Annotated in this window: 18 protein-coding genes; 17 read left to right on the forward strand and 1 reads right to left on the reverse strand. The window is 46.9% G+C overall.

What is annotated here, in order from left to right; translation table 11 throughout:
* The first annotated feature begins 11 nt into the window (after positions 1-11).
* From argB to ACLROL_RS00540, 8 genes are all read left to right on the forward strand, one after another.
* Positions 12-908: an acetylglutamate kinase gene (gene argB, locus ACLROL_RS00505; protein ID WP_087198901.1), complete on the forward strand. Its 897-nt coding sequence runs from the start codon at positions 12-14 to the stop codon at positions 906-908.
* Positions 901-2,082 (forward strand): aspartate aminotransferase family protein, encoded by a 1,182-nt coding sequence (locus ACLROL_RS00510; protein WP_087198902.1) that lies wholly within the window; start codon positions 901-903, stop codon positions 2,080-2,082. The genes argB and ACLROL_RS00510 overlap by 8 nt, the downstream gene beginning before the upstream one ends.
* Before the next feature lie 70 nt (positions 2,083-2,152).
* Entirely contained in the window at positions 2,153-2,584 is a 432-nt protein-coding gene (locus ACLROL_RS00515; protein ID WP_087198903.1) for a DMT family transporter, read from the forward strand.
* An 80-nt stretch (positions 2,585-2,664) separates the two neighbouring features.
* Entirely contained in the window at positions 2,665-3,315 is a 651-nt protein-coding gene (locus ACLROL_RS00520) for a helix-hairpin-helix domain-containing protein (RefSeq protein ID WP_413067137.1), read from the forward strand.
* Between the two features lie 12 nt (positions 3,316-3,327).
* Positions 3,328-4,017: a response regulator transcription factor gene (locus ACLROL_RS00525; RefSeq protein ID WP_087198905.1), complete on the forward strand. Its 690-nt coding sequence runs from the start codon at positions 3,328-3,330 to the stop codon at positions 4,015-4,017.
* Positions 3,974-5,449, forward strand: coding sequence for a sensor histidine kinase (locus ACLROL_RS00530; protein WP_087210534.1), 1,476 nt, complete (start codon positions 3,974-3,976; stop codon positions 5,447-5,449). Before ACLROL_RS00525 ends, ACLROL_RS00530 begins: the two co-directional genes overlap by 44 nt.
* A 12-nt stretch (positions 5,450-5,461) precedes the next feature.
* Positions 5,462-6,397, forward strand: coding sequence for a GerMN domain-containing protein (locus ACLROL_RS00535; protein WP_287448161.1), 936 nt, complete (start codon positions 5,462-5,464; stop codon positions 6,395-6,397).
* The gene (locus ACLROL_RS00540) at positions 6,394-8,610 is read left to right on the forward strand and encodes a DNA internalization-related competence protein ComEC/Rec2 (protein ID WP_413067138.1); all 2,217 of its coding nucleotides are present in this window, start codon (positions 6,394-6,396) and stop codon (positions 8,608-8,610) included. Before ACLROL_RS00535 ends, ACLROL_RS00540 begins: the two co-directional genes overlap by 4 nt.
* Before the next feature lie 15 nt (positions 8,611-8,625).
* Here ACLROL_RS00540 and ACLROL_RS00545 read toward each other — a convergent pair whose 3' ends face one another.
* The gene (locus ACLROL_RS00545; RefSeq protein ID WP_221919474.1) at positions 8,626-9,192 is read right to left on the reverse strand and encodes a TetR/AcrR family transcriptional regulator; all 567 of its coding nucleotides are present in this window, start codon (positions 9,190-9,192) and stop codon (positions 8,626-8,628) included.
* Positions 9,193-9,428: 236 nt separating this feature from the next.
* Between ACLROL_RS00545 and ACLROL_RS00550 the strand changes: the two genes are divergently transcribed.
* The 9 genes from ACLROL_RS00550 (at position 9,429) to grpE (ending at position 19,982) form a co-directional block, all read left to right on the forward strand.
* Positions 9,429-11,747, forward strand: coding sequence for a YhgE/Pip family protein (locus ACLROL_RS00550; RefSeq protein WP_413067139.1), 2,319 nt, complete (start codon positions 9,429-9,431; stop codon positions 11,745-11,747).
* A 69-nt stretch (positions 11,748-11,816) separates the two neighbouring features.
* Positions 11,817-12,794: a DNA polymerase III subunit delta gene (gene holA, locus ACLROL_RS00555; RefSeq protein ID WP_287449656.1), complete on the forward strand. Its 978-nt coding sequence runs from the start codon at positions 11,817-11,819 to the stop codon at positions 12,792-12,794.
* 43 nt (positions 12,795-12,837) lie between these two features.
* Positions 12,838-14,652 (forward strand): translation elongation factor 4, encoded by a 1,815-nt coding sequence (gene lepA, locus ACLROL_RS00560; protein WP_087198912.1) that lies wholly within the window; start codon positions 12,838-12,840, stop codon positions 14,650-14,652.
* Positions 14,642-15,835, forward strand: coding sequence for a radical SAM family heme chaperone HemW (hemW, locus tag ACLROL_RS00565; protein ID WP_413067149.1), 1,194 nt, complete (start codon positions 14,642-14,644; stop codon positions 15,833-15,835). Before lepA ends, hemW begins: the two co-directional genes overlap by 11 nt.
* A 30-nt stretch (positions 15,836-15,865) precedes the next feature.
* Positions 15,866-16,714, forward strand: coding sequence for a hypothetical protein (locus ACLROL_RS00570; protein WP_413067150.1), 849 nt, complete (start codon positions 15,866-15,868; stop codon positions 16,712-16,714).
* Positions 16,715-16,766: 52 nt separating this feature from the next.
* Positions 16,767-17,384 carry a flavodoxin family protein gene (locus ACLROL_RS00575; RefSeq protein ID WP_087210563.1) on the forward strand — a complete coding sequence of 206 codons (618 nt, stop codon included), beginning with the start codon at positions 16,767-16,769 and terminating at the stop codon, positions 17,382-17,384.
* A gap of 35 nt (positions 17,385-17,419) precedes the next feature.
* Positions 17,420-18,103, forward strand: a complete 684-nt coding sequence (locus ACLROL_RS00580; RefSeq protein ID WP_413067140.1) for a GTP pyrophosphokinase family protein — start codon at positions 17,420-17,422, stop codon at positions 18,101-18,103.
* A gap of 175 nt (positions 18,104-18,278) precedes the next feature.
* Positions 18,279-19,319, forward strand: coding sequence for a heat-inducible transcriptional repressor HrcA (gene hrcA / locus ACLROL_RS00585; RefSeq protein ID WP_087210515.1), 1,041 nt, complete (start codon positions 18,279-18,281; stop codon positions 19,317-19,319).
* A gap of 51 nt (positions 19,320-19,370) precedes the next feature.
* Positions 19,371-19,982: a nucleotide exchange factor GrpE gene (grpE, locus tag ACLROL_RS00590; RefSeq protein WP_087199238.1), complete on the forward strand. Its 612-nt coding sequence runs from the start codon at positions 19,371-19,373 to the stop codon at positions 19,980-19,982.
* Positions 19,983-20,011 lie beyond the last annotated feature (29 nt).

The following is a 20,011-nucleotide window of genomic DNA, read 5'->3' on the forward strand; positions in this document are numbered from 1 at the left end:
AGGTAATAGGGATGGATAAGAGTATGCAAAAATATCTGGACAAAGCCGAAGTGCTCATTGAGGCATTGCCATATATCCAGAGATTCAACCGGAAGATCATCGTTGTAAAATACGGAGGAAGCGCCATGTTGGATGAAGAACTGGAAAAACGGGTCATCCAGGATGTCGTTCTTCTGAAACTATGTGGTTTCAAACCGATCATTGTCCACGGCGGCGGCAAGGAGATCAGCAGATGGGTAAAGAAAGTTGGAAAGGAACCGAAGTTTGTGAATGGTTTCCGTGTGACAGATGAGGAGACGATGGAAATCGTTGAGATGGTTCTCTCCAAAGTCAACAAAAAGCTTGTACAGCTTGTAGAAGAACTTGGGATCAAAGCAATCGGTATCAGCGGACAGGACGGCGGTCTTTTGAAAGTGACAAGAAAATACGCAGACGGAGAGGATATCGGTTACGTGGGAACGGTATGCGACGTAGAGCCGAAGATCCTGTTTGATCTCATCGAGAAAGATTTTCTCCCAATTGTCTGCTCTGTAGGTCTGGACAACGATTTCCAGGCATACAATGTCAATGCGGACGAGGCTGCGTGCAAGATCGCAAGCGCGGTCAATGCGGAAAAGCTGGCGTTTTTAACGGATATTGAAGGTGTGTACAAAAATCCGGATGATCCGTCTACCCTCATTCCGGAACTTTCCGCAGAGGAGGCCCTTGGGCTGATCAGGGATGGATACATTGAAGGCGGTATGCTCCCAAAACTCAAAAGCTGCATCCATGCGCTGGAGAACGGGGTATCCCGTATCCATATCATGGATGGGCGTATTCCGCACTGTCTGCTTCTTGAAATCTTTACAAATAAAGGAATCGGAACAGCGATTCTGAACGATCAGGAGTGTCGATATTATCATGGATAATCAATATATGAAAGAGGTGCAGGATGCCATTGTACATACGTACAATCCTTTTCCAGTCGTGCTGGATCACGGAAAAGGGGCATATCTGTACGATGAGGAAGGGAATGCGTATCTGGATTTCGCGGCAGGTTACGCGGTGTGTTCCCTCGGATACGGAAACGAAGAGTGGAACCAGGCGCTGAAAGCGCAGATTGACAAGCTGTGTCATACGTCAAATCTATATTTTCACACGAGGACGAAGGAAGCGGCCCAAGCGTTGAAAAAACTGTCCGGAATGGATAGGATTTTCTTTACAAACAGCGGCGGGGAAGCAGTGGAAGGCGCTCTGAAGGCGGCGCGGAAATATGCATATACAAAAGGAACAGGACGCTATGAGTTTATAGCCATGGAAGAGTCCTTTCATGGGCGGAGTTTCGGTGCAGTGTCCGTGACCGGTCATGAAGCGTACAGAAAGCCTTTTGAGCCGCTTTTGTCCGGCGTTCGCTTTGCAAAGTACAATGACCTTAACAGTGTAAAAGAGCTTGTAAATGAAAAGACATGTGCCATTATCCTGGAACCTCTCCAGGGGGAGGGCGGTATCAATCTGGCAACGGAAGCATTTATGAAAGGCATCAGAAAGCTCTGTGATGACGAAGGAATCCTCATGATCTGCGATGAAGTTCAGTGTGGAATGGGACGCACAGGTTCTATGTTCGCGTGGCAGGAGTTCGGTGTAAGACCGGATATTTTGACAATGGCAAAGGCCATCGGAAACGGATTTCCGGTAGGAGCTTTCGCTATGACGGAAAAAGTGGCGGAATTTTCCCTTGCACCGGGAGATCACGGGACAACATACGGAGGAAACCCGCTTGCCTGCGCGGCTGTAGCAAAGACAGCAGAGATCTTTGAAAGGGAGGATATCCCCGCACATGTAAGGAAAGTAGGGGCATATCTGGCAGAAAAGCTGGATGAGCTTGTGGACACATACAGCTGTGTCGTGAAACGAAAAGGAAAAGGACTCATGCAAGGAATTGAGATGACGGTACCAATCTCCGAAATCACAGGGAAAGCGCTGAAAAAAGGTCTGCTTGTGATTGGGGCTGGGAGCAATGTTCTGAGGTTTGTGCCGCCTCTCATCATTACAGAGAAAGAGGTAGACCGCATGATCACGATTCTGAAAGAGATTTTGGAATAAGACTGCATGCATAGAAACCCGGCATACTGGAAAGAATCATACTTCAAGAAGAAGGAAGGAGGATTCCAGTATGACCGGGTTTATTATTGCTTTGATATCAGGAGCTCTCATGAGTGTCCAGGGAGTATTCAACACACAGGTTACGAAAACAGCGGGAATGTGGGTCAGCAATATGTGGGTGCAGTTTTCCGCTTTTATCGTCTGTCTGTTCGTTTGGGCGGCCATGGGCAGGGAGCCTGTGGGAGAACTTTTGCACGTCCATCCAAGATACATGCTCCTTGGCGGAGCTATCGGAGCTGGCATTACTTGGACAGTCATTAGAAGCATGGATGCGCTTGGTCCTGCGAAAGCGGCGCTTCTGATTGTTATCGCACAGCTGATCGTGGCGTATCTCATAGAGCTGATGGGGCTTTTCGGTGTGGATAAACAGCCCTTTGAACTAAAAAAAGCGGCCGGGCTTTTGCTGGCTCTTGTGGGAATTGCGATTTTCCAATGGAAATAGAGTTGTAATTTAAAACAAAATTCGCTACAATAGAACTATCGCATAGAGGGGGCTTATCGTTCTGTACGATAAGGAGAAGTATGCAGAAAAAAAGAATACGGAAACTCTGTCTTGTGATACTTGTGGTATTGATCGGGATGATCGGATGCGGGAAAAAGGGAGGGGATTCCCTTCGGGAAATACCTGTATCCGACCAGGAGGAAACACCGGAAGAAGAGCAGCAAAAAGACGAAGCACAGGCGGACACAGACGATAAAAAAGAGGCGGAGGAAAATACAAAAGAGGAAAACCTTGTCGTGTATGTCTGCGGAGAAGTAAGGAAGCCGGGGGTCGTGGAGCTGCCAAACGGAAGCAGGATCTACGAAGCCATCGAAAAGGCGGGCGGTATGACGGAGAAAGCGTCAGCTTCTTATCTGAATCAGGCCGAGATCTTAAAAGACGGGGCAAAAGTTTACGTGCCGTCATCGGAGGAAGCGGATGCTCTAAGAGAAACAAAAGAAGATGGTGCTGGAAGTCAGGCAGGAGGACAAAAGGAAGAAGGAAAAGTCAACCTAAACGAAGCTTCCAGGGAAGAGCTCATGACGCTGCCGGGTGTCGGGGAGGCAAAGGCAGACAGCATTTTGTCTTACAGAGAAGAGAATGGAGGGTTTGATTCCATCGAAGAGATCATGGAAATATCCGGGATCAAGGAAGGAGTTTTCGAAAAAATGAAAGATAAGATTACAGTTTAGCGAGGGAGAAATATGGCAAAAAGGGTATTGGTCGTAGATGATGAAAAGTTGATCGTAAAAGGGATCCGTTTCAGTCTGGAACAGGACGGTATGGAAGTGGACTGCGCATATGACGGAGAGGAGGCGCTCGCCTGTGCGAGAGAGAATAACTATGATATGATCCTTTTGGATATTATGCTTCCGAAACTGGATGGTTTCGAAGTTTGTCAGCAGATCCGCGAGTTTTCAGATGTTCCGGTCGTCATGCTCACGGCAAAAGGAGACGATATGGACAAAATACTGGGGCTTGAGTACGGAGCAGACGACTACATCACAAAACCATTTAATATTCTGGAAGTAAAAGCCAGGATCAAAGCGATCATGCGCCGGACCGGGAAAAAAGACAGGGAAGCAGAAAATTCGAAAGTTATCAAAAAGGGAGATCTGAAACTGGACTGCGAAAGCAGGAGAGTCTTCTCGAAGGACCGGGAAATCAATCTCACGGCAAAAGAATTCGATCTTCTGGAACTTCTTGCACACAACCCGAACAAAGTGTATTCGAGGGAAGACCTTTTAAATCTTGTATGGGGATATGAGTACCCGGGAGATGCGCGCACGGTAGACGTACATATCCGAAGACTGCGTGAGAAGATCGAGGCAAATCCAAGCGATCCGAAATATGTTTATACGAAGTGGGGAGTTGGTTATTATTTTAGGGGGTAAGATCAAGATAAGACACCATCTGTTCAAAAGCCTCAGGCTGCTTTTGATGGTGATGATTATCATTTCAGGCATGATTCCATGTCTGATCATCAGGGGAGTGGTTTTGAAATCCAATGAAGGCCACATCGTATCGTTCAAGATGGCGGAGATTCAGAATCAATGCACAATACTAGGCAATCAGGCTTCTTCTTCCGGTCTTATGTCCGGGGGTGTGTCTGAGACATTTGACGCGGAGCTTACACAGTTTTCCAATATCTATAATGGGCGTGTTCTGGTTATCGACCGTTCTTATAAGATCGTGGATGACACATACGGGACCGACATCGGGAAAACAGTCATATCAGGAGATGTAGTGCGCTGTTTTGAAGGCGAAAGTATCAGCAGATACGATGACAAAAATAGCTACATAGAGATCACAACTCCTATTCAGGAGACCACCAGCGGAAAGACTGTCGGAGTTCTGCTTGCCAGTATTTCTACCGACAACATACTTTCTATCCAGGATAATCTGGAGCAGACGATCGATATCGTCGTGATCACGGCGCTTGTGGTGCTTGCTGTTTTGTCATTTTTTGCAAGTATGTATATCATGCGTCCGATGAACAGGATGACGAAGGCGGTGCAGAGTATGACGGAAAGCTACGATGAGGATTATCTGCACGAAGAGACGTTTGCCGAGACGAAACGTTTCTCTGAAGCGTTTAACAAGATGATCGAGAGATTTAAAGTCCTGGATGAATCGAGACAGGAGTTTGTTTCCAATGTCTCCCATGAACTGAAGACTCCCATCACTTCAATGAAAGTATTGGCGGATTCGCTGCTGGCGCAAGAGGAGGTGCCGGCGGAACTGTACCGGGAGTTTATGGCGGACATGTCGGAGGAAATCGAGCGGGAAAACAAGATCATCAACGATTTGCTCTCTCTTGTCAAGATGGATAAGACGACGACGGACATGAATATTGAAAATCTCAATATCAATGAAGTCGTGGAGCGTATCTTAAAACGACTTCGTCCTATCGCGGAAAAGCAGAACATAGAAGTGCTTTTTGAATCTTTCCGCCCGGTGGAGGCAGAGATCGATGAGACGAAGTTTTCCCTGTGCGTCAGCAATCTTGTGGAGAACGCCATCAAGTATAACCATGAAAACGGATGGGTACATGTATCGCTCAACGCGGATCATAAGTTTTTTTATCTGAAGGTAACGGATTCTGGAATCGGGATTCCGAAAGAGGCACAGGAACACATTTTTGAACGCTTTTATCGGGTAGACAAATCTCACTCAAGGGAAATCGGCGGAACAGGTCTTGGACTTGCAATCGCGAGAAACTCAGTGATCATGCATCGTGGAGCCATCAAAGTATACAGTGAAGAGGGAGAGGGGACGACTTTTACTGTGCGGATGCCTCTGAAGTATGTAGCCAGTGCGAAGTAACAGGAGGAGGATATGAAGAGAGTTTTAGCAGTTATGCTTACCGTTTTGCTGGCAGCAGGCCTCCTGTTCGGATGTGGAAGAGGAGACAGAGTAAAGAAAAACGGTTTTGGGCTTTATTATCTGAATCGAGATAAGACAGAACTTGTAAAAGTTCCGTACGAAATCCAGTCGGAGGAAATGGAAGAGCAGATTTCGGAAGTCCTTGGCAAGTTGGTTTCCCCGGATGCAGACGCGGAAGACTACTATACGCCGTTTAAAAAAGGAGTTAAGATCGAGCAGGCAGTAATAGACGGAAAGCAGGTTCAGGTCCATTTCAATAAGAAATATAGCTCGCTGAAAAGTTCGGATGAGGTGCTTTTGAGAGCATCTGTCGTAAAGACGCTTGTTCAGATCAGCGGAGTTTCGTATGTGTCTTTCTTTGTGGGAGACGAGCCGCTTATGGGAGCGGACAATAATCCGATAGGGCTTATGAGGGGCGAAGATTTTGTCCAGAATATCGGGTCTTCTCTCCACTCATACGAGACGGTAACGCTGACGCTCTATTTTGCCAACAAAAATGGGGACAAGCTTGTGGAAGAGACGGTAAGCAACGTCCGATATAATACGAATATCTCGATGGATCGGCTGATCCTCGAACAACTTTTAAAAGGGCCTGCGTCCTCGGACGCATACCCGACCGTACCTCAGAATGTCAAAATACTCAGCGTCTCGACGAAAGATCAGGTCTGCTATGTGAATTTTGACAAGGAACTCTTAAATGTCAAGACAAACGTAAAGCCGGAAGTGCTGATCTATTCCATCGTGAATTCCATAACGGCAGGGGGAAGCACAAGTCAGGTGCAGATCTCCATTAACGGGGAGAGTAATATCAATTTCGGAGAGAGCGTGAAACTTGACAAGCCGCTGTCCAGAAATCTGGATATTGTGGAAGGAGAAGAAAAAGAGTGAGAAAAAGACCGCTCATGACAGCGTGCATTCTTTTTCTGATGATAAGGTATATGATCTTTCTGGCGGGAGAAGAAGGAAATCTCCCGCCAGAAGTGTATTCCATGGAAGGAAAGAGCGTGTGCGTAACCGGAGTCATAGAGGATAAAACCAGACGGGAGAAAGGCCCCACATGGTATATCCGCTCGGGGAAAAGCAGGTATGTCTTATATGACTCAAAAGAAAGAGATCTGAAGATTGGAAATTCTATCCAGGTAACAGGTATCTTTTATCTATTTGACAAAGCGTCAAATCCAGGGGAATTTGATTCCCGTTCTTATTATCAGAGACAACAAATCTACGGAAGCATCATTCCGAAAACAATCAAATTGAAAGACGACAACATCATATACTGGAAAGAATGGCTCTTCCGGCTTCGGGAAAGTTGGAAAGAAGAACTTATACGCAGGCTGGGTCAGGACAAGGGCGCGGTTTTGTCAGGCATTTTGCTGGGAGATAAAAGCAGCATGGAGCCGGAGACGAAAGAGCTGTATCAGAAAAACGGGATCGCACATCTTCTGGCGGTTTCGGGGCTCCACGTCTCTTTTGTGGGCGTATTTGTATACAAGCGTGCGAGAAAGGCGGGGATACCTTTTGCTGCAGCGGCGGCAGCCGGTATGTCAGTGCTCCTCCCGTATGCGGTCATGACTGGATTTTCTGTGTCTGCCAGGAGAGCTGTCCTCATGTTTGCATGCCGCATGGGGGCGCAAGTGTCCGGAAGAGTCTACGATATGCCGACAAGCCTTGCACTTTCAGCCGCCGTGATATTGGGACTGGAACCTTTGTATCTCAAGGATGCAGGATTCCTGTTGTCTTTTGGGGCGATCCTTGCTCTGTGGGGCGGGGGAGACATAACGCGAAGACAAAGAGAGAGGGCGGAGGAAAGGAGGGAAAAGAAGACGATATCGGAGCCTCTGAAAATGAAAAAGAAGCCGGGATTTTTGGCAAAAATCCGTGAGGCTGCGTGGTCTGGATTTTGCGTGCAAGCTCTGACATTTCCGGTACTTTTATCTTCCTACTACGAATTCCCGCTTTATTCCATCCTTATAAATATGTGGGTTATTCCGATGATGTCTGTTGTCATGGGAGCAGGACTTTTCGGGAGCATTCTCTGTGTCGTTTGTCCGTTTCTGGCAGATGTCCCGCTTGCTGCGGCAAAGGCGGTGCTGTCCTTCTATGAATGGAACTGTCAGATTATGCTGAAATTTCCGTTTGCAAGGGTAATTACAGGATGTCCTGCCTTGTGGCAGTCGGCACTGTATCTTCTGGTCATAATTCTTATCTTTTTCGGTGTAGCCAGATGGAAAAAGAAAATTCTTGTATCGATATTTCTGTTTGCCGGGATCATACTTCTTGGAAATTGGAAGACATTCGATTGCCGGATGGAAGTGACTGTGGTAGATGTAGGCCAGGGAGACGGGATCTTTATCAAAAGTCCGGGCAATAGGAACATCCTGATCGACGGGGGAAGCACAACCGAGGAAGAACTTGCAAAATATACGCTGGAACCCTTCCTTGAAAGCAGAGGAGTCGGAGAACTGGACTACGTCTTTGTATCCCATGGGGATGAAGACCATATAAGCGGGATACGGGATATGCTAAAACGCCAGGAAGTAGGGGTAAAGATCCACTGTCTGGTCCTGCCCGAAAAGCGGCTCTGGGATGAAGTGTTGCTAGAACTTGCCCGGGAAGCGGTCAGACAGAAAGTGGAGATAAAAGAAATCCGGGAAGGAGAGACTGTCTGGGACAAAAAGGGGATGGAGATCCGATGCGTCGGTCCGTCCTCATCCTACGACGGAGAAAAAGGAAATGCCGCATCCATGCTTCTCAAATTGACTTACGGGAACTTTTCCATGCTTTTTACCGGGGATATGGAAGGAGACGGGGAAGAGAGCTTTCTCGCAGATATGAAACGTCGGCAGACGTATTCCATCCTGAAAGTGGCCCACCATGGATCGAAGGGAGGAACGACGGATGAATTCCTGAAAAAGAATCATGCGGGATTGGCAGTGATCTCAGCCGGGCAGGGCAACCGGTATGGGCACCCGTCCAAGGAGACGGTAAAGCGGCTTGAAGAACAAAATATCCCATATCTTTGTACGAAAGAATGTGGAGCCATTACCGTCCGGACAGATGGGGAGACGATGACTGTAGAAAAATATTTGGGGGATCAGTAAAACATAAAACTACCTTCAGCGCTGGGTTTTCATCGCATTCAAAATAAGGGAAAAAGTCAGCTTGGCCATATGATGAGGACTTGCTTCATGCCCTCCGGACAGCCATGTCTTGATAAGTCCCACGCATCCGGACAGACAGAATGAGTAGGCGTATTTCAAATTTCCCATTTTATCAGGGAAGGTATCGCGAAGGACTTTCAGACTGTGCTCAGAAAGGAGCTCTTCGATTCTGTGGAGAAAGGAGATATCGCCGTTTTCTCCAAGAAGGGCTGAGCAGATCTCTTTGTTTGCTGCCAGTATAGAAAAGATATCCTCAATAAACGAAAAACTATTTTCCCCAAAAGGGCTGACAGGATGAGCGTGTATCGCTTCATCGATCTTTTGTACCAGTTCATCTTCAATCTGCTCCATCATGTCGTAGATGTCCCGGTAATGCAGGTAAAACGTGGAGCGGTTGATGTCTACCCTGTCCGTGAGCTCTTTTACCGTGATATCATTGATTCCTTTTTCTTCCAGAAGCTCCGCCAGACCTTTTCTTAGGCAGTCCTTCGTCTTTTTTACTCTTCGGTCAGTTGATGCCATAGTGTTGCCTCCTTATTATCATAAATACCATTATAAATCTAAAAAAATTATAAACAACAGACATGATATCCTGCAGATGTCGATTAATCATCAGGAAGTCCATGATCTGCTGGTTGTCTTTTCTTTTTTGTTTCAGTATAATTCATGCTGCGAAGAAAATCAACACAATGTCTATTAATAAACATATGTCTATTAATAGACATATGCATTGAAACAAAAGAAGGGAGATATTGGATATGATAAGACAGGAGTGGAAGAAACTTATACACAGCAAAATATTGATGCTGGTAGTTATTGCAGTCATTGCGATTCCATCTGTTTATACGACTTTGTTTCTTGGATCTATGTGGGATCCTTATGGGAAGGCAGATCAGCTGCCGGTGGCTGTAGTAAACAAAGACAGACCGGCTGTGTACGGGGAAGAGAAGCTGGAGATCGGAAAGAAATTGACTGAAGAACTGAAAAAAGACCGTTCTCTTGATTTCCGGTTTACCGATGAAAAGGCCGCACAAAAGTGGCTGGCGAATGGAGACTGCTACATGGTCATGACGATCCCGGAAGATTTCTCTGCCAATGCAGCCACACTTACACAGGAAACACCGAAAAAGATGGAGATTTTCTGCGAGACAAATCCGGGGACAAATTATATCGCTTCTAAGATGAGCGGGACGGCGATGAAAGAAATTAAAAGTTCTGTCCGAAAGGAAGTGACAAAGGTTTATGCCCAGGTGCTTTTTGACAGTATGCAGAAAGCAGAGAAAGGAATGAAACAGGCTTCAGAGGGGGCTGATAGCCTGGAAAAGGGGGCAGAAAAAGTTGCAGATGGAAATAATGTGCTCACACAGAATCTGGACAGACTTTGTGACAGTACACTGATGTTTCAGGAAGGAAGCGAAACTCTGGCGGAAGGTATCCGGCAATATACCGGTGGACTTAAGGAAGCAGAAAAAGGGGCGGTACAGCTGGAAGAAAATCTGGTACGTCTGTCCGGTGCGTACGGAGATCTTTCCCGTGGAGTGTCTGATTTACAAAACGGAACAGGAAAGCTAAAATCTGGTCTTCAGAGTGTGGTAGGAGAAGAATACGGAAATTCCACATCTCTGGCGGAAGGATCCAGGAAGATTTCGGAAGGCATGAAACAGATTTCCAAAGTTTTAAATCAGACTCCAGATACCGCGGCGATTTCTTCCCTGGCCGCAAAACTGCAAGGCATTTCGCAAGCTCTTGGGAATACCGCGGATTTTTCCAATCCGTCCGAGTTAAAGGAGAAGCTGGAAAATGCCCAGATAACGGGGGAAGTACAGACACTGGCAGAAATCGCAAAGGAGGCTGTCGATGCGGCAGAAAAGAATTACCAGGAAGGTAACAATATGGCAAAACAGATGAGGGATGCGGCGACTGCCCTCAGCAGTACAGCCAAACTGCTGGAAAATACAGCGGGAAGTCTTGAAGGAACACAACAGCTGAAAACCGCTGCAGAGATGCTCAGGCAACAGTCAGAGATTCTGGCAGAAGGAGTGCAGGATTATACGGAAGGAGTCAACGCAGCTTCAGACGGAAGCGCAATCCTTTTTAATGGGATGAATACCTTCCAGGATTCGGCAGAACAGATCGGGCAGGGAATCGAGGCTATAAAACAAGGATCCGGCGCTCTTACAAAAGGAACTCAAAAATTGGCAGAAGCCGCTTTGACTATGACACCTGGGGCTGAACGTCTGGCAGATGGAGCAGGACAGATCGCAGACGGAGCGAACGCTCTTTTTGAAGGAAGCAGCAGTTTGGGAGAAGGGATGGGTACCATCCGGGAAGGAGCTGACATACTGGCGAAAAACCTGAAAGAGGGAACGCAGAAATTAGGAAGTATAAATACAGGAAGTGCTGTTGTCGATATGTTTGCAGCTCCCGTGGACACAAAGGAAACAGAGATGACAGTCATGCCGAACAATGGTCATGCCATGGCACCTTACATGATGTCGGTAGGGTTATGGGTAGGGTGCATCGCGTTCAGCCTCATGTATCCTCTGAACAGTTTCAGCGGGAAACTGCGCTCTGGGAGAGAATGGTGGTTTAGTAAGGCATCGGTACTTTATTTTGTGGCAGTCGCTCAGGCTATCGTTATGGTTCAGGCACTGTACTTGTTTGACGGTTTCCGTCCTGTCAGGTGGGGACAGACGGTGCTGACGGCCTGTGTGGCATCGCTTGCATTTATGTCTGTCATGTATTTCTTTACCAGTTTTCTGGGAAAAGTGGGAAGTTTTCTGATGCTGATCTTTATGGTTGTGCAGCTTTCCGGGTCCGCAGGGACATATCCGGTGGAAGTATCTGGAGATTTTGTACCGCTGCTTCATCATTTTGTACCGTTTACTTACACAGTAAAGGCATTTCGAAGCACGATAAGCGGAGGAGAAAGTGTGACAGGATGTCTGATTTTTCTGGCCATCCTGTTCATGGCCTTCTCGCTCCTGGCTGCGGTGCAGTTTCGGATCCGTGCGGCAAAGCTCAAAAAGAATAAGCCGCTTTTGTCTGACTGGCTGGAAGAACACGGTCTAGCGTAGGGGAGAAGGAAAGCAAAAATTTCGGAATAAGTGTTTACGGAAAAAGCGGATCTATGCTAGAATAGCGGTATGAAAAGTTTGAATGAAGATTTGAAGACAGGACAATTAAAACAGGTGTATTTATTGTATGGCGAAGAGAGCTATCTAAAGAAACAGTATAAAGATAGGCTCTCTGAAGCTATGCTTCCGGGCGGGGATACGATGAATTACCGATATTATGAAGGGAAAGAGGCGGACGTAAAGGAGATCATCGATCTGGCGGAGACGATGCCTTTTTTTGCGCCGCGAAGACTCATTGTCATGGAAGATACCGGCTTTTTCAAATCGGCATCTCAGGCCCTTGCCGATTATATCAAAACGATGCCGGAGACGACGTATTTTGTTTTTGTGGAGAGTGAAGTGGACAAGAGAGGAAAGCTTTACAAAGCCGTCAAAGACAAAGGAAGAACGGTAGAGCTTGGCCGACAGGATGCCAATACGCTGCTTAGATGGGTTCTTGGAATGATCAAAAAAGAAGGAAAACAGATCAGCCAGTCTTCTGCCACATATTTTCTTGCCAAGGTGGGGGACGATATGGAGAATATCCACGGGGAACTGGAAAAACTTTTTTGTTATACCCTGGAAAAGCCGGAGATTACCATGGAAGATATCGAGGCAGTCTGCACAACTCACATCGACAATCAGATTTTTGACATGGTCAACGCTGTGGCTGAAAAAAAGCAGAGGAGGGCTCTTAGTTATTATTATGATCTTCTGGCTTTGAAAGAGCCGCCTATGCGGATTTTATATCTCATGGCCAGGCAGTTTAGGATTCTCATGGAGACATGCGATCTCCTGAAAAGAGGATATGGGAAAAAAGAAATCGCCCAGAAAGTGAAAGTACCGCCTTTTGCTGTGGGAAAATATCTGGCGCAGGGGCAGCGTTTTACAGAAAAAGAGCTTCGCCGGATACTTGAGGATTGCGCCGGGACGGAGACGGATGTAAAGACAGGAAAGCTGTCCGATACCATGGCGGTAGAACTGCTTATCATACAATACACAAGCTGACTTTGCATACAAAGACAGAAAACGGAAAATGGAGGAAGAAATATTGTCAGGAATAGATCAGAAACACATCAGGAATTTTTGTATTATTGCGCATATTGACCACGGAAAATCGACGCTTGCAGACCGTATCATCGAGAAGACCGGACTTCTCACGAGCCGGGAGATGCAGTCCCAGGTGCTCGACAACATGGATCTGGAGCGGGAAAGAGGGATTACGATCAAATCCCAGGCAGTCCGGATCGTATATAAGGCAAAAGACGGGGAAGAGTATATTTTCAATCTCATCGATACACCAGGGCATGTGGATTTTAACTATGAAGTATCCAGAAGTCTTGCAGCCTGCGACGGTGCTATACTTGTAGTGGATGCCGCTCAGGGTGTGGAGGCCCAGACACTGGCCAACGTCTACCTTGCACTGGATCATGATCTGGATGTGTTCCCGGTCATCAATAAGATCGATCTGCCAAGTGCAGATCCGGAACGGGTAATCGAAGAGATCGAGGACGTGATCGGTATCGAAGCTCAGGATGCACCGCGGATTTCTGCGAAGACTGGATTGAATATTGAGGAAGTACTGGAAGAGATCGTCCACAAGATCCCGGCGCCGACAGGTGATCCGGAAGCTCCGCTCCAGGCACTGATCTTCGACTCGGTATACGACTCTTACAAAGGAGTTATCGTATTTTGCCGGATCAAAGAAGGAACAGTGCGAAAAGGAACACCGATCAAGATGATGGCCACCGGAGCGAAGATGGAAGTTGTGGAAGTAGGATATTTCGGGGCAGGACAGTTCATACCGTGCGAGGAATTAAGCGCCGGGATGGTAGGATATCTTACAGCCAGCATTAAAAACGTGAAAGAGGCACGGGTGGGAGATACTGTGACAAACGCGGAGAACCCGTGTAAAGCGCCTTTGCCTGGATACAAGAAGGTAAACCCGATGGTGTACTGCGGAATGTACCCTGCAGACGGGGCAAAGTATCCGGATCTTCGTGATGCGCTTGAAAAGCTGCAGTTAAATGATGCAGCCCTTCAGTTTGAGCCGGAGACATCCATCGCTCTGGGATTTGGATTCCGCTGCGGCTTCCTGGGACTTCTTCATCTGGAGATCATCCAGGAGAGACTTGAGCGGGAATATAACCTGGATCTTGTCACGACGGCGCCGAGCGTTATCTACAAAGTGCATAAGACGAACGGAGAAGTCATCGATCTGACCAACCCTTCCAATCTGCCGGAACCGACTGAGATCGAATATATGGAAGAACCGATGGTAAAGGCGGAAATCATGGTTACCTCCGAGTATATCGGCGCCATCATGGATCTTTGTCAGGAGCGGCGTGGAGAGTATCAGGGTATGGAGTATATCGAGGCCACAAGAGCAGTGCTCCACTATTACCTGCCGCTCAATGAAATTATTTACGATTTCTTCGACGCACTGAAATCAAGATCCAGAGGATATGCATCCTTTGACTATGAGATGCTCGGATACAAAGAGTCATCCCTCGTGAAGCTGGATATTCTTGTCAATAAAGAAGAAGTAGATGCCCTCTCCTTCATCGTGTTTGAGGGAAGTGCGTACGAGCGCGGACGGAAGATGTGTGAAAAGCTCAAAGAAGAGATACCAAGACAGCTTTTTGAAATCCCGATCCAGGCGGCAGTAGGCGGAAAGATCATCGCCAGAGAGACGGTAAGAGCCATGAGAAAAGACGTCCTTGCCAAGTGCTACGGCGGAGATATCACAAGAAAGAAAAAACTTCTGGAAAAACAGAAGGAAGGAAAGAAGAGAATGCGCCAGGTAGGAAATGTGGAGATTCCTCAGAAGGCGTTTATGAGTGTGTTGAAACTTGATGACAGATAAGATGAAAAAACTGGAGATTTATATCCATATTCCATTTTGTGTAAAGAAATGTGCATACTGCGATTTCCTTTCCGGCCCGGCCGGGGAGGAAGAGAGAAGACGGTATGTGCAGGCGCTTAAAAAAGAGATCAAAAGCTGCCGTGAGGATGCAAAAGGGTATCTCGTCCAGAGTGTGTTTTTCGGAGGGGGCACCCCATCAATACTGGAACCGGAAGAGATCAGTGAGATTCTCGATACAGTGAAGGCAGTCTTTCAACTGGAAAAGAAGGCCGAGATCACAATGGAGCAAAATCCGGGAACGGCAGAGGCCGGCAAGATGAGAGGGTACCTGGATGCAGGAGTGAACCGCCTGAGCATCGGCCTTCAGTCGGCCGATGACAAGGAGCTTGCTATCCTTGGGAGAATCCACACGTACCGGGACTTCGTGGAGACATATCAGGCGGCAAGAAATGCAGGGTTTGACAATATCAATGTGGATCTGATGTCTGCTGTCCCGGGGCAGACGATGGAGAGCTATCGGGAGACGCTGAAAAAAGTCACGGCCCTCAAACCGGAGCACATATCAGCCTACAGCCTGATTATAGAAGAAGGGACGCTGTTTTGGAATTGGTACGGAGAGGGACGAGATAGTGGCGGACATCCGCCTGTTCCCGACGAGGATACCGACCGGGCAATGTACGAAGAGACAAAGCGTTTTCTGAAAGAATATGGCTATGAGCGGTACGAAATTTCCAATTATGCAAAGGAAGGATTTGCTTGCAGACATAATATCGGATACTGGAACCGCACGCCGTATCTGGGATTTGGTGTGGGAGCGGCTTCTTTCTTTGAAGGGGCACGCTTTTCCAATCTAAGAGACAGGGAAGCGTATACCAAACTCTGGCTTCAGGATAACCGGACATCGGAAGAAAAGAAACGTATCCAGAGGGAGGACTGGCACAAAGTCAGCAAAAAAGAGGCGGAAGAGGAATTCTTTTTTCTGGGACTTCGCATGATGGAAGGAGTACGGGAAGACGTATTTGAGAAAACATTTGGAATCACGCCCCGAAAGATCTATGGGGAGCAGATCAAAACGCTCCAGCAGCAAAAGCTTTTACAATGCTCGGATGGGCGGATCTTTCTCACAGAAAGGGGCATCGACGTGAGCAACTATGTCATGGCGCAGTTCCTTCAGGAGGAGTAGGGAGGAGGTAGAGAATTGTTTTCTCTTATTTTGGCGATTCTATGCAGCGCAGGAGTATCTGTTTTCATGCGGGCCAGTAAAGATCACTGTAAAAGCCGGTATGGATTACTTTTGATAAATTATACGGCATGTATCATCTCAGGACTGACGACTTCCCCGGATATGGCAAACAATATGAGTGACGTTGGCATGATGTACGTAATGGGATTCGGCATTTTGACAGGAATTCTTTATGTTGCAGCGTTTCTTCTTTTACAGTGGAATATAGAGAAAAACGGAGTTATCTTGTCTTCCACGTTTATGAAACTTGGGGTCATTGTCCCGACGGCTATTGGAGTACTGTGGTTTGGAGAGCAGCCAGGTGTCACACAGTATATCGGGATCTTTCTCTCTGTGGCGGTAATCCTGTTTCTCAACCTGGAGAAAATACCACAGACAAAAGAGAAAAGACGCAGACGCGTTGGCGGAGAGTCTGTGGGAGGACTTTTGCTCCTGTTGCTTGGAGGCGGGGTTGGCGATTCCATGGCCAAATTTTACGATACATACGGAAAAGCGGAGCTCAGCGATTTATATTTGGTTCTGTCTTTTTTAATATCCGGCCTTGTGTGCGGAGTGCTTGTGATTCAAAAAAAAGAGAAAATCGGAAAGTCAGATGTGATTTACGGGTGTCTTATCGGGATCCCAAACTATTTTTCAGCCCGTTTTTTGTTGGACGCTTTGGCAGATATTCCTGCATTTATAGCCTATCCAATGTACAGTATTGCAGCTATGGTCATCATCGGAGTGGTGGGTGTGTTTGTATTTGACGAGCGGCTTACAAAACGACAGTGGGCAGTATATGCCGTCGTGTTGGTCTCGGTGGGACTTCTCAATATATAAGAGGTTGTCTTTGACAGACACCAGAGAAAAGAAAAAAGGAGGAAAAGAAGAAATGAAAGTATTGCTTGTAAACGGAAGTCCTCACACGAAGGGAAATACCTACATTGCTCTGCAGGAGATGGAAAAGATATTTGCTCAAGAAGGAATCGAGACAGAAATCATCCAGGTGGGAAATCAGGCCATCCGCGGATGTATCGGATGTGCTTCCTGCCGAAAAAATGGAAAATGTGTGTTTGACGATCTTGTCAACGAGACAGCAGCGAAATTTGAGAAATGTGACGGGCTTGTAGTAGGAAGTCCGGTATACTACGCTTCAGCCAATGCGACGCTGATCGCTTTTCTGGATCGACTTTTCTACAGCACACCGTTTGACAAGACGATGAAAGTTGGCGCGGCTGTGGCGACAGCCAGAAGAGGCGGACTTTCCTCCACTTTTGACGAGCTGAACAAATATTTTACTATCAGCGGCATGCCTGTGGCATCCGGACAGTACTGGAACAGCATCCACGGAAGCGCCCAGGGGGAAGCGCTTCAGGATGAAGAGGGTCTGCAGATCATGCGGACACTGGCGCGGAATATGGCATTTCTAATGAAGAGCATCGCCCTCGGAAAAGAGGCATACGGGCTTCCGGAAAAAGAATCCCCGTCCAGGACAAATTTTATCAGGTAAAGAGATTTTTTGACAGAAAATATTACGTAAAAGGTATGGAACAGACAATGACAAAAGAAGAAAACAATCAAAAAGAACTGGTAAAAGAATTTTTGGGCGGAGAGAATGAAGAAGAGACGGTGGAACGTCTCATGAGTTTTAACACCCTTATGATGAGGTACCGATCCGCCATCCGGGAAGTCACGACAAAACTTCAGGTGCTGGATGATGAGCTTTCCTTATACGGAGACAGAAATCCCATCGAAAGTATTCAAAGCCGGATCAAGAAACCGGTAAGCATCGCAGAGAAACTCGGAAGAATGGGTCTCCCCGTCACGGTGGAAGCCATTGAGAAAAATTTAAATGATGTGGCCGGTATTCGTGTGATCTGTCCGTTCATTGATGATATCTACAAAGTGGCGAACATGCTGACATGCCAGGACGACATCACGGTAGTTGCAGTCAAAGATTATATCAAAAACCCGAAGCCAAACGGCTACAGAAGCTATCACATGATAGTGGAGATCCCTGTATTTTTCTCAGACTGTAAAAAGCCTATGCGGGTGGAAGTGCAGATCCGTACGGTTGCAATGGATTTCTGGGCAAGCCTGGAGCACCAGATCAAATACAAAAAAAACGTGCCTGAGCATGACACACTGATCCAGGAGTTAAAAGAGTGCGCGGAGACGATCGCTGCGACGGATGAAAAGATGCAGAACCTCAGAAGAAGAATTGAATAACGTCATAAGACAGAGAAAAGAATCCTGTGCCCGGGATTCTTTTTTTTGCGCGTGGAAGACATAAAAATTTTCAGAATCAGTGTTGACAAAAGTGGGTAGGAGTGTTACATTAATAACCGTAGATGTTAGCACTCGAAATACATGAGTGCTAATAACATCGAAGGAGGCAGACGAGATGGAAGCGATCCAGGAACTGAGTGAGAGAAAACTGAAGATTTTAAAAGCGGTCATTCAGAACTACCTGGAGACGGGGGATCCCGTAGGTTCCAGGACGATTTCCAAATATACGGATTTGAATCTGAGTTCTGCAACGATACGGAACGAGATGGCAGATCTGGAAGAGCTTGGATACATCGTTCAGCCTCACACCTCGGCGGGGCGGATCCCGTCAGATAAGGGTTACCGGCTTTATGTGGATATGCTGATGCTGGAAAAGGAGCAGGAAGTAACCGAGATCAAGGAACAGATGCTGAAGAAGGCTGATAAGATGGATCAGCTGTTGAAGCAGGCGGCAAAAGTGCTGGCAAACAGCACCAATTATGCGACGATGGTCTCAGCGCCGGTCAGCACGAGAAACAAGCTGAAGTTTATCCAGCTTTCCCAGGTGGATGAAGAGCAGCTCATCGCAGTCATCGTGCTGGAAGGAAACATTGTGAAAAACCAGATCCTGGAAGTGGATCAGATGCTGAACAATGAGACTCTTTTAAAGCTCAACATGCTTTTGAACACCACGCTCAATGGGATGTCCATCGATCAGATCACTCTGGGGCTGATTGCAAAGCTCAAAGAACAGGCAGGCATACACAGCGGAGTCATCAGCGATGTTCTGGATGCGGTTGCAAATGTCATCCAGCTTGACCAGGATATGGAGATCTACACCAGCGGCGCGACGAATATTTTCCGATACCCGGAACTTTCCGACAAGCAGAGTGCGCAGGAGATCATCAGTGCCTTTGAGGAAAAACAGCAGCTTTCCGAACTGGTCACGCAGACGCTTTCCAGTGAGAACAAAGGGATACAGGTATATATCGGAAACGAGACCCCGGTACAGAACATGAAAGACTGCAGTGTCGTGACAGCCACCTATGAATTAGGGGAAGGCATGCAGGGGACGATCGGTATCATCGGTCCGAAACGGATGGATTACGAGCATGTCATGGATACCCTCAAAACATTGCAGAATGAGCTGGATACGATATTTCATAGAAAAGAATAGAAAGAACAGAAAGGTGGTATCCTGGTGGACGAACATAAAAATCAAGAAGAAATGGTAAAAGAAGCAGTAGAGGAAGCGAAGAAGCAGGCGGAAGAAACAAACGCCGAAGCAGCCGACGAGGATGTGACGAAAGAAAATCCGGAAATGGACAGCGAGGCGGAGACAGAGCAGGAAGCCGAAGAAAAGAAAGAGAAAAAAAGCTTCTTTAAAAAGAAAAATAAAAAAGATCCGAAAGATGAAAAAATCGAAGATCTGACAGACAAACTCACAAGGCAGATGGCAGAATTTGACAACTACCGGAAGCGCACGGAGAAAGAAAAATCCGCCATGTACGAGATCGGGGCGAAGGATATTATCGAAAAGATCCTTCCGGTCATCGATAACTTCGAACGCGGATTCCAGAGCGTAGATGAAGAAAAACGCAAAGATCCGTTTGTGGACGGCATGGATAAAGTATACAAACAGTTGATGAAGACACTGGAAGATGCCGGTGTGAAACAAATCGAAGCGTTAGGACAGGAGTTTAATCCGGATTTCCATAATGCGGTAATGCATGTGGAAGACGAAGAAGCCGGAGAAAACATCGTGGTAGAGGAATTCCAGAAAGGATACATGTACCGCGAATCTGTTGTAAGACACAGTATGGTAAAAGTAGCAAACTAACAAATTTTAATAATAAATCAGGAGGAATT

This window comes from Sellimonas sp., from assembly GCF_047234585.1.
Taxonomy (GTDB): Bacteria; Bacillota; Clostridia; order Lachnospirales; family Lachnospiraceae; genus Sellimonas; species Sellimonas caecigallum.

Coding starts and splice junctions, on each gene's coding strand:
- ACLROL_RS00520 (WP_413067137.1), top strand. CDS start 2,665: ATGCAGAAAAAAAGAATACGGAAACTCTGTCTTGTGATACTTGTGGTA.
- holA (WP_287449656.1), top strand. CDS start 11,817: ATGAAAAGTTTGAATGAAGATTTGAAGACAGGACAATTAAAACAGGTG.
- ACLROL_RS00525 (WP_087198905.1), top strand. CDS start 3,328: ATGGCAAAAAGGGTATTGGTCGTAGATGATGAAAAGTTGATCGTAAAA.
- hrcA (WP_087210515.1), top strand. CDS start 18,279: ATGGAAGCGATCCAGGAACTGAGTGAGAGAAAACTGAAGATTTTAAAA.
- ACLROL_RS00580 (WP_413067140.1), top strand. CDS start 17,420: ATGGAACAGACAATGACAAAAGAAGAAAACAATCAAAAAGAACTGGTA.
- ACLROL_RS00545 (WP_221919474.1), bottom strand. CDS start 9,192: ATGGCATCAACTGACCGAAGAGTAAAAAAGACGAAGGACTGCCTAAGA.
- ACLROL_RS00515 (WP_087198903.1), top strand. CDS start 2,153: ATGACCGGGTTTATTATTGCTTTGATATCAGGAGCTCTCATGAGTGTC.
- ACLROL_RS00530 (WP_087210534.1), top strand. CDS start 3,974: ATGTTTATACGAAGTGGGGAGTTGGTTATTATTTTAGGGGGTAAGATC.
- ACLROL_RS00535 (WP_287448161.1), top strand. CDS start 5,462: ATGAAGAGAGTTTTAGCAGTTATGCTTACCGTTTTGCTGGCAGCAGGC.
- ACLROL_RS00510 (WP_087198902.1), top strand. CDS start 901: ATGGATAATCAATATATGAAAGAGGTGCAGGATGCCATTGTACATACG.
- grpE (WP_087199238.1), top strand. CDS start 19,371: ATGGTAAAAGAAGCAGTAGAGGAAGCGAAGAAGCAGGCGGAAGAAACA.
- hemW (WP_413067149.1), top strand. CDS start 14,642: ATGACAGATAAGATGAAAAAACTGGAGATTTATATCCATATTCCATTT.
- ACLROL_RS00550 (WP_413067139.1), top strand. CDS start 9,429: ATGATAAGACAGGAGTGGAAGAAACTTATACACAGCAAAATATTGATG.
- argB (WP_087198901.1), top strand. CDS start 12: ATGGATAAGAGTATGCAAAAATATCTGGACAAAGCCGAAGTGCTCATT.
- ACLROL_RS00575 (WP_087210563.1), top strand. CDS start 16,767: ATGAAAGTATTGCTTGTAAACGGAAGTCCTCACACGAAGGGAAATACC.